General features: G+C 63.4%; 6 protein-coding genes. 1 reads left to right on the top strand and 5 read right to left on the bottom strand.

What is annotated here, in order from left to right:
• Window positions 1-596, top strand: a 596-nt coding sequence (locus tag ACXJ7R_RS18665) for a TIR domain-containing protein (protein ID WP_457153134.1), incomplete at its 5' end; no start/stop codon positions are given.
• On the opposite strand, the gene ACXJ7R_RS18660 is transcribed toward ACXJ7R_RS18665, so the two are convergent.
• From ACXJ7R_RS18660 to ACXJ7R_RS18640, 5 genes are all read right to left on the bottom strand, one after another.
• Window positions 577-1,869: a hypothetical protein gene (locus ACXJ7R_RS18660; RefSeq protein WP_457153133.1), complete on the bottom strand. Its 1,293-nt coding sequence runs from the start codon at window positions 1,867-1,869 to the stop codon at window positions 577-579. The genes ACXJ7R_RS18665 and ACXJ7R_RS18660 overlap by 20 nt on opposite strands.
• Window positions 1,870-2,515: 646 nt before the next feature.
• On the bottom strand, window positions 2,516-6,199 hold the full coding sequence (locus ACXJ7R_RS18655; protein WP_457153132.1) for a hypothetical protein: 3,684 nt from the start codon (window positions 6,197-6,199) through the stop codon (window positions 2,516-2,518).
• Between the two features lie 635 nt (window positions 6,200-6,834).
• Complete coding sequence (locus ACXJ7R_RS18650; RefSeq protein ID WP_457153131.1) at window positions 6,835-7,197, bottom strand: hypothetical protein; 363 nt, start codon at window positions 7,195-7,197, stop codon at window positions 6,835-6,837.
• A 50-nt stretch (window positions 7,198-7,247) separates the two neighbouring features.
• Window positions 7,248-7,490, bottom strand: a complete 243-nt coding sequence (locus ACXJ7R_RS18645) for a hypothetical protein (protein WP_457153130.1) — start codon at window positions 7,488-7,490, stop codon at window positions 7,248-7,250.
• A gap of 136 nt (window positions 7,491-7,626) precedes the next feature.
• Window positions 7,627-8,223: a recombinase family protein gene (locus ACXJ7R_RS18640; protein WP_457153129.1), complete on the bottom strand. Its 597-nt coding sequence runs from the start codon at window positions 8,221-8,223 to the stop codon at window positions 7,627-7,629.
• Between the last annotated feature and the right edge of the window lie 78 nt (window positions 8,224-8,301).

The raw sequence follows: 8,301 nt of genomic DNA, 5'->3' as shown, positions 1-8,301 counted from the left end.
GCTTTGACGCGGCTGCGTTTATTTTCAGGGGCGATGACACCTTAGTGAAGAACGGGGAGCAACGAGACGCAGTGCGGGACAACGTGCTGTTTGAGTTAGGGCTATTTGTAGGCCGGATCGGGAGAGACAAGTGCTTCATAATAAAACCCCGGTCGCAAAGGACGCTCCATTTCCCCACCGACCTCCTCGGGGTGACAACTGCCGACTACGATGACAGTCGTGGGGACGGCAACCTGGTGGCTGCATTAGGACCGGCCTGCAATCGAATTAAGAAGGCGGTAGTTCCGCCCAGCGACCAGAAACCGGCTGTAGCAGGCGACATCCGGTCCCTACTCTTAGGTCAAGCTTACCGTCTGTTCTTCAATCCGCCCAACCGATCAAAGCGGATACGATTTCACGACAACGGCATGATCGTCGAAGGCAATAACAAGAACGAGCATGCATGGCGGATCGTGCGCAACCGCCTGGAGCTAATCCAACTGGATGGGCAGGTCCATAGCCGCTTCGAATATGATCCGGCGAAGAAGATATTTAATCACACGAATGATTCCGACACGCCTTCAATCCGGGGACAATTCATCGCCCCAGACGTCTAAAGTCGAAGGCCTCGAACCCCTTCCTGGTCACAGGCAGCACCACCCCAACAATCGTTACTGCCACCGAATCCATGGCCTCCCTAGCCTCCTTCTCCTTCGAGGCCGGCACCATGATTCCGTCATGCATCGGCAATGCCGGGACGCCTTGTTCCATCAGGGTGCGCAGCGTCGCGACCAGGATGCGGCTCTCGGTCAACATGAGCCTGAGGCCAAGCCCGGTGCCGAACATGGAGGCGATGGCCGGGTGACGTTCCGCCAGAGCCCCGCTGAGCCGCTCGGCGTTCCACTCGTTGCCTGCGGCCTCCCGGACCTCGCTAGGCAGCCGGCGCATGGTCCCACGGCGGCAGAGCAGCGCGGAAAGACCCATCTTGGCCGCTGCACGCGGTAGGCCCCCAATGCCGCTGTACGGGTCGCCCTGAGGCAGGGTCTGGCCGGCCTGGAGGTAAGCCAATTGCGGGAACATGGCGGTGAAGTCGAGGTCCGCCACCTCTTCGCCATCGACCCTAAGGAGATGCCGTTGAGTCTTCGGAAGGTTCATCCAAAAGCCGCCGTAGAGTCGCCCGTGTTGGTCGAACGTATGGGGGGCGTCTTGGTGCTCGATCTGGAAGCGGCGGGTGAGGAGGACGGGGGGAGGAGGCGGGCTGCCGTCTAGTCGGATGTCGGCCTCGTTGAGGAACGCATTGATGGCCGTCATGTCCGCCCGCATAGCGACCGTTTCGGGCGTGTCGGCGTAGTCCAGGAGGAGCTTGCTGCGGCCCCTCCCGGTGGAGGCCTTGAGAACGATGGTCTCTGCCCCCGCCTCCCGACCAATCGGCCTCGGGGCTAGCTCTAGGTCCACCATCATACTGCGGAAGCGTGGAGTCGGCTCGATGGTGGACCGCTGACCGCCTCGCCCGCCGCGCTGCCGGGTGACGAAACCCGATGCCTCCATGCTGCCGATTAGCTTCGTGACCACCTCGCGGGGGAACCGAGGGCGGTCGTAGCGGGTCGCTTGGTCGTTCCTCGCTGAGACGGCCAAGCGGGTGCCGGCTGGGTGATGGAGCACCAGGAGGGCGAGGCTGGCGATGAGGTTCCCGGTGATTGCCCTGCGACGCTGCGTTGCGTCCCGACGCTGGCGCTGTGGCGAGGGGGAGTTATGTTCGATGTCCTCAAAGACGGTAGTGGCGAGGGCCTGGAGAACCGGACATGCGGGAGTCAGCCAAGGGTCGTGGTGGATATCGCGGCCTGGGGTCCGCTCTTCTTCGGCTTCGTTCAGCTCCGCTTCTGAGGTCATGGCCCCTCTACGGCGATGGTGAAAGGCCGCGGAATTTCGCATGTCTCGACAGACCCCCGCGTCAGGTCGCCAAATGACGGGGTAGTGGATCGTTGGTACGCGAGACCGGCCTGACGGGCCTCTCCGTGCGCGATTCCGGTAGCTAGCCTCAGCCGATGGAGTGTGAGCGGCCTCGCGACAGGTCGATACGTCCAGCCTCCTTCGTCTTGGCGAAGGGCAATCTCCCGGAGGACTTCATAGCCGGCGAAAGGCTTGCCGGACGAGGTCTCGCCCTCTCGCCGCATAGCCGCCCGGATGTGGCCTCTTGGCCCAATGTACGCCCCCAACTCGGCATGGGCTTGCACGAAGACTTCCAAGTCGGCTGGCACCATGGCCAACAGGCGTCGAATGCCCAAGGCGAGCATCGGGACCCCTGAGGTAGTGTGCCCAGCACCCCACAGGATGCCTTCCCTGCCTTGCCCCGCCCAGACGACTCCGTAGGTGCCAAGCGGGAAACTTCCCACCGCTGTAACCTGCGTCTGGGGTTCGTGCCAGGCGGCAACCGCTGCGGAGATGGCATGCGGCGAGTTGAGTTCTCCGGGAGCGAACCCGTACTTTGAAGCTGTCATGTCGTTACGTCCTTGTGGGTCGAGTTGGATGGCGCGGCTCATTGTTGCGCCCGCCCGTTGGTGAGAGCCTCCAGCAGCGCCTTGGCGCCAGGTTGCCCGTCCGTCCTGGCCTTTCTGTTTGCCGTGACGGCTCCGCGAGCTTCCATCTGCCGCTTCCCGATTATGGGTTGCAGCTCTACGTTCTCCTGGAGGAACACCTTCTTGGCGGCCTCGCGGTAGCGCTGGACGATCTCCCCGAGTTTGTTGAGCCTGGTGCCCTTCACGTCGGAGTCACCATCGGGGAGGTCCTGGTATGGCTCCGATTTGATCAGGCCGGCGAGGACCTCCTTGAGGTTCTTCTGCCCTGGGATGTGCCCTGACAGCTCCTGGAGACGCTGGTAGGCGTTCTTGCCGGCCTGCTTGCCTTGCGTGAGGGTGATCTCCCGAAGGTCCACGCCCTGAAGGTCCGTCCCCGGCTTGCCGATGCCATGGTCCGTCTGGAGCATGATGCGGTTGTGCTCGGCCTCCACGATGTCCGCGTCCTGGGAGTCCATGAGGCCAACGTGGCGCTCGATGGGATCGCCCCATACATCCATGGTGAGAGGGAGCGTCTCGGAAAGCCCAGGTACGCCCCTGATGGCGTTGTCCACGAAGGTCCGCGCCTCACGGAGGTACGGGTCGGGATTGGCACCACGCATCAAGGAGGACATAGGGAGCATAGAGCCCGCCGTGCGCCCCAAGAACTTAGGAAGCTCCGTCTCGGGGTCGAGGGCCGCCTTCAGCGAATTGTTGAGGTTGAGGAGGAACGTCTTCTCGCCCAGGTTCTTGGCCACCGCCACGGCAACCGCCATAATCAGATCCGATCTATCCTGGTCGGGATTCTTCTTCTGGAGGGTCACGATGTCGGCCACGAGGCCCATTACGGTGGCGGCGGGGTCGAACCTTCCGAGCTGGAAGTATCGCCGCTTGCCGTCCGCCCCCATCCAGGTGACCGAATAAGGCTTCCATCCGGTGGAGAGAAGCTCCTGCTTCAGCACGTAGTTGTCAGGGCCACTGCCGGTTAGAGAGTCGTTGGCCGCCAAATGAGCCGCGAGGCCCATGAACATAGACCCCATGGCCATCTGACCAATAGCCTGAGCTTGGGCCTCCATCCCGGTCTTTCCAAAGAGTGCGTTCCGGAACTCCGTCTGGAGGACATTCAGTCCCGGCGTGAGCTTCATTCCATACCGGATGACGTTGATGGGGGTCTTCACGAAGGGTAGCACTAGGGCCAGGATCGGGGCTGTCCGGCGAGCACTTTGTACGGCCCGCCCTAGCGCAAATCCGGGAAGGGTCTCGTAGTTGAGGTCCTGCTGGAAGGTCGTCATCTGGGCTTCCCGCACCGCGTTGGCGTCGAGAGCCCTGCCGGTTGCCGGGTCGAGGGCCTTGTCCATGGCCTTCTGCACGTAGTCCTTGAGGTCCCGGCCGGTCAGCCCGAGGCCCGCCGCGTCGGTGGCAGCTTTGGACTGCACCACGGCCCTGTAGCGGAGCGTCTTGAAGAACTCGTCGGCACCGCCCAGCGTCCGCGTAGGCAAGCCCACGAGGGTACGGTAGTTAGCCGACTGCCAGGCGTTGTGCGCCACGTCCCAGACGGAGTTCCAGGGCTTCCATTGAAGCGGTTGCGTCTGGGGGCCCGTCACGCTGCCGTCGAAGAACTCCGTGTTCTGGGGGTTGAGGATGGAGTCACCCCGCCTGAAGGCTTCGACCGCATTGGACCAGCCGTCCGCCAGGGAGGCGATGGTGTAGTGGTACTCGCGGAGTCCCTGCCTTGTGAGCGAGGACAGCTCCGCCCTCTTCCCTGGGTCCTTGGTGATGAGACGGAGGGCCGCCGACCCGAAGGTCTTCTCGATGGGCCGCGCAGCAAGCATGAAGGCGTTGGTCGTTAGGTTGACCATGTGGGTTGGCCACATCCAGAGGAGGCCGTTTGTTAGGTGCCAAGTGGCTTCGTCCAGGACCCGTTTGCGCCAGTTCTCGTTGAGGAGCATGGCGACCTTCTTGGGGTCTCCACCGGCCTTGCGCATCACCATGATGACCTGCTCGGGGTCCATGCCTTTGAGCCGCGCGATGTCGGCCGGCCTGAAACGGAATTGGGAGCGTGCGAAGCGCAAGGTGCGCCCCGAGTTTGCAAGCATGGAGTTGGCCGAGGCCATCGTGTCGAACGAGACCCCGAGCCGCGCCATGAACTCCTGGGTGGCGAGCTGGACGTTGCCGCCGAACTCGTGGAGGTTGCCGTTGGCAATCCTGTTGGCCAGGTCGTCAGCGTCATTGAACATGCGGTTGCCGAGGCGGAGCGCGGCCTCCATCTGCGGAGCGAGGAGCTTAGCCTTATCACCGGCCTCAGCGAGCTGCCCGAGGATGAGCGCCGGGTCCTCATTGAACTGGAGGCCCAGCTCGTTCGCGAGAGACCGCATATGCTCGTCCGTCAGCACCTTGCCGCCCTTGGCGACATTGAAGCGGTCCTCCAGGACCTTCGCCGACCGCTGGATGAGGGACTCCACGTTGCCAGTGATGTGAAGCTTTTGCCAGGGCAGGGGAATCCTCTTGCCAAAGTCGTGGCCAGCTTCCTGGGCCAGCGCCTTGGAGCCGTACGTCTCGACCGCTTTGGCATCCGCCTGGGTGTCCCTCAGTATCTTCGCGATGTCGTCGCCAGGTATCTCCTGGGTGGGGACGGCCTTGAGCGGGACTTTCTCAGTCGGGAGGAGGGGCTGGCCGGTCTTCGGGTTGATCGGAGGCTTGGTGCCGAGCTGCTCCATGGTGTCTTCGGCAGGACCAGTTGGAACCCCCTCGGTTTTGGCCGGGCTAGGCCCTCCGATGGCTCCTACCTCACGGGGTGCTTCGCCGGGCTTGGGGGTCTCTTTCCATATCCCTGGGCGTATCTCTTCCTCGGGGTTGAAGTTCACCTCGGAAGCCCGCACTTCGCCGCCGACCGAGGGCGCATCAGGTAGGCCGTACTCATTGGCATTGGCCAGTCGGGACTTCTCCAGCTTGGCGATCTCCTTCGCCGCCGCCGCTTTGTCGCTATTGCGGAGATATTTGATGACGCGCACAGCGCCGACCAGGGTCAGGTCCGCACCGATGGACTCCAGGGCATTCTTGAAGCGGCCCTCGGCAGCGGTGTCGTCGGGGTCAGCCGCCAGGTAGTTGGTCACGGGGTTCTGGAGGTCAGGGAACTCTTCGACCAGGTTCGACAGGCGGTCCTCATGGGGATCGAGGACGGTGTAGCCGGCGATGGCACCCTTGGCGATCTCGTAGCCAGTCTTCAGGATGGCGCTGCCTTCAGTGTAGGCCTTGAGTGGGGCCAGGAGCTTGCCGGCCCCGATGAGACCGACAGTGAGCTGCGAGACACCTTCGGTCAGCCCGTAGCCGATGCTCTCGTTGGCCAGCGCCCGGCCCTGGGCCTCGAAGCTCTGCCGGATGTCCGCCTTGTCGGTCTCCTTGGGCTCACCGACTAGGAAGTCCTTGGTCTCGAACAGCGCCTTGGAGGCTCCGATGGACGCGGCTCTGGCGGTCCTCTCGATCACCCCGGCCCCATCAGGTCCTTCTTGCTGCTGGAGGGCTATGCGGTCGCGGAAGGCCTGGTCGCCTGCCGGGTTGTTGGGATCGGCCTGCCTCCGTGCCTCCAGCTTGGCGGAGACCCTCTCGAATGCCCTGCGGATGCGGGCCTGCTCGTCGTCGGCTGGTGCGAATGCGGTCGTGGTGTCCATGCTTCGTGTCTTTCGATGGGTTGCGGCCGAGCGGGGGGCCATCGAGGCTCCGGCTGGGCGGGTGAATGGTGGGGATCGGCGCTGCTGCCGACTAGGTTGTTAGGAGTGAGGAATCTTGGCGCATGACCGCACGGCCCGTGGTGGGGCTCCATTGGGTCGGGCGCTGGTGAGATGGTTGGGCGGCCCCAAAAGGCCTGATGACGGCTGGATGCGGCATGTGGCCTGACCATATGGCTCGGCCCGCTGCGGCTGGAATGGTCCACCGATACGATCTCTCGGAGGCGGGCATTCATTCCTCGATTGAAGCGCCAGCGCAGCCCATCGGATGACAGGGGTACGGCCATGCCGCACTTCAAGTAGACCCCAAATTGCAAACCGCGCTGGCTGGCCGCTTATCAAGTAGGTGGGCTATTGGTCGGGCTGCTAATTCCTCTTCAAGTACAAGCCCAATTCATCGTCGTCGCGCCGCACGGGTCGGCCTTGGCTACGCCTCTCTTCAAGTGGGTGGGAATTGCACACTGGGTCCGGCCGGCCGCATATCAAGTAGGAGGGCTATCGGTCGGGAACCCACGTGGCTCCTCGCTTCATCAAGTAGGTCTCTCCCTCGCCACGGGCCGAGCGGATTGGCGCACCGGCTACGCGCCAGCTTCCAGGATGAACTCAACTTGCGAGAGGAGTCCCCGTCCGCGTGGCGTCAGGTAGAATATCTTCTTCCTCCCGTTGTCTGGGTTCCGCACCGTCCCGACCAGCCCTAGGCCGGGTGTGCCCTCGCGGTAACCGTGGCCCAGATACCGCAAGTGCTGCGAGATGGTGGTTGGCGAGAAACCCAATCGGTCGGCGAGGTCCTCCAGCGTCAGCGGGTCGTTCGGGTCTCGCGGGTCGAAGCCCCAAATGGCGGCCCCGAGGAACGCCACTGAGATACCTATGGGCATATCCTTGGCCTCGGCCATCATGCGGCGATTGGCTTCGAGATACCTACGGATTATCTGACTCGACATCACAAACTCACACTCTGCTTCGGGGCCGGCTCTGGGAAGGCCTGGCGTCGTTACGGGTGAGGCGGATGGGCACCGGCGCTGGGGCCGTAGTAGGAGCGGACCTCATCGCGAACCGAGGTGATGTGCGACAGCCAGCCCGTGAGGGCCCTCCCAGCCCTTCGGTCGGCCAGGAACGAACCCACCTCGAAATGCTCAAGGCAGTCTAGGGCGAAGTTGATGGCGATGTCAGGGTCCGCGAATGCATCAGCGGATGCGGGGAGGGACGGCAGGCGGGCGGGTGTCAGGAGGGTCATGCGCAGTCTCCGATTTGAGTTGCGCCGCCCAGTATGGCCATAACGAGTCGCCGATCAACAAGTATAAACTGTGCAGGTTCGTAGTGTTGTCACGCGCACAGTTATCGAGTGTCTGGGCCACCGTCCGCCAATGTCGCTAGGCTGCCCTCAGGATGCGGAAGACGCTCGCCCTCCCGATGCCCAGCTCTTGGGCGATGGCGTCGGCGGTCTTCCCCGCAGCCTTCAGCCTGATGACCTCGGGGGCCATGCGCCGCGCCGTGGGAGCCCGGCCCTTGTACTTCCCCTCTGCCTTCGCCTTGGCGATCCCCTCAAGCTGCCGCTCCAGCATTAGCTCCCGCTCGAACTCCGCAATAGAGCCCAGCAGGTTCACCATGAGCTTGCCCGTTGGGGTTCCGGTGTCCAGGTTCATGGAGAGGATACGGAGGGCCACGCACTTGGATCGGAGCTTCGCGGTGATCCCCACGAGGTCGGCCACTGAGCGGGCCAGCCGGTCGAGTTTGGTGACGATGAGGGTGTCGCCCTCTCGCACGTAGTCCAAAGCTCTCTCAAGTTCCGGCCGCTTGGTGGCCACCGAGGACAGCTCCTCGCGGAACACCTTCGCGCATCCCGCTCCGGTGAGGTCCCTGAGCTGGGCCTCAAGCCCTGCCTTCTGGTCGGTGGTGGAGGTGCGGGCGTAGCCGACGAGGTGTCCGTTCGGTGTGACGGTCGAGGTGACGTGCTCTAACTCTTTCATGATGGCCGCCCGCCCCTCACTCATGCTGCGGGGAAACGCGCGACCACTGCTTGATAAACTTCGTCCATTGAGGGTCGA

It is taken from the genome of Mesorhizobium sp. P5_C1 (assembly GCF_054049815.1).
Note: the sequence above shows the minus strand (reverse complement) of the source record. Positions and strands in the feature narration are given on the sequence as shown.

What these genes read in the sequence shown, in the direction of transcription:
- ACXJ7R_RS18660 (WP_457153133.1), bottom strand. Translation starts at nt 1,869, where the DNA reads ATGACCTCAGAAGCGGAGCTGAACGAAGCCGAAGAAGAGCGGACCCCA.
- ACXJ7R_RS18655 (WP_457153132.1), bottom strand. Translation starts at nt 6,199, where the DNA reads ATGGACACCACGACCGCATTCGCACCAGCCGACGACGAGCAGGCCCGC.
- ACXJ7R_RS18650 (WP_457153131.1), bottom strand. Translation starts at nt 7,197, where the DNA reads ATGTCGAGTCAGATAATCCGTAGGTATCTCGAAGCCAATCGCCGCATG.
- ACXJ7R_RS18645 (WP_457153130.1), bottom strand. Translation starts at nt 7,490, where the DNA reads ATGACCCTCCTGACACCCGCCCGCCTGCCGTCCCTCCCCGCATCCGCT.
- ACXJ7R_RS18640 (WP_457153129.1), bottom strand. Translation starts at nt 8,223, where the DNA reads ATGAAAGAGTTAGAGCACGTCACCTCGACCGTCACACCGAACGGACAC.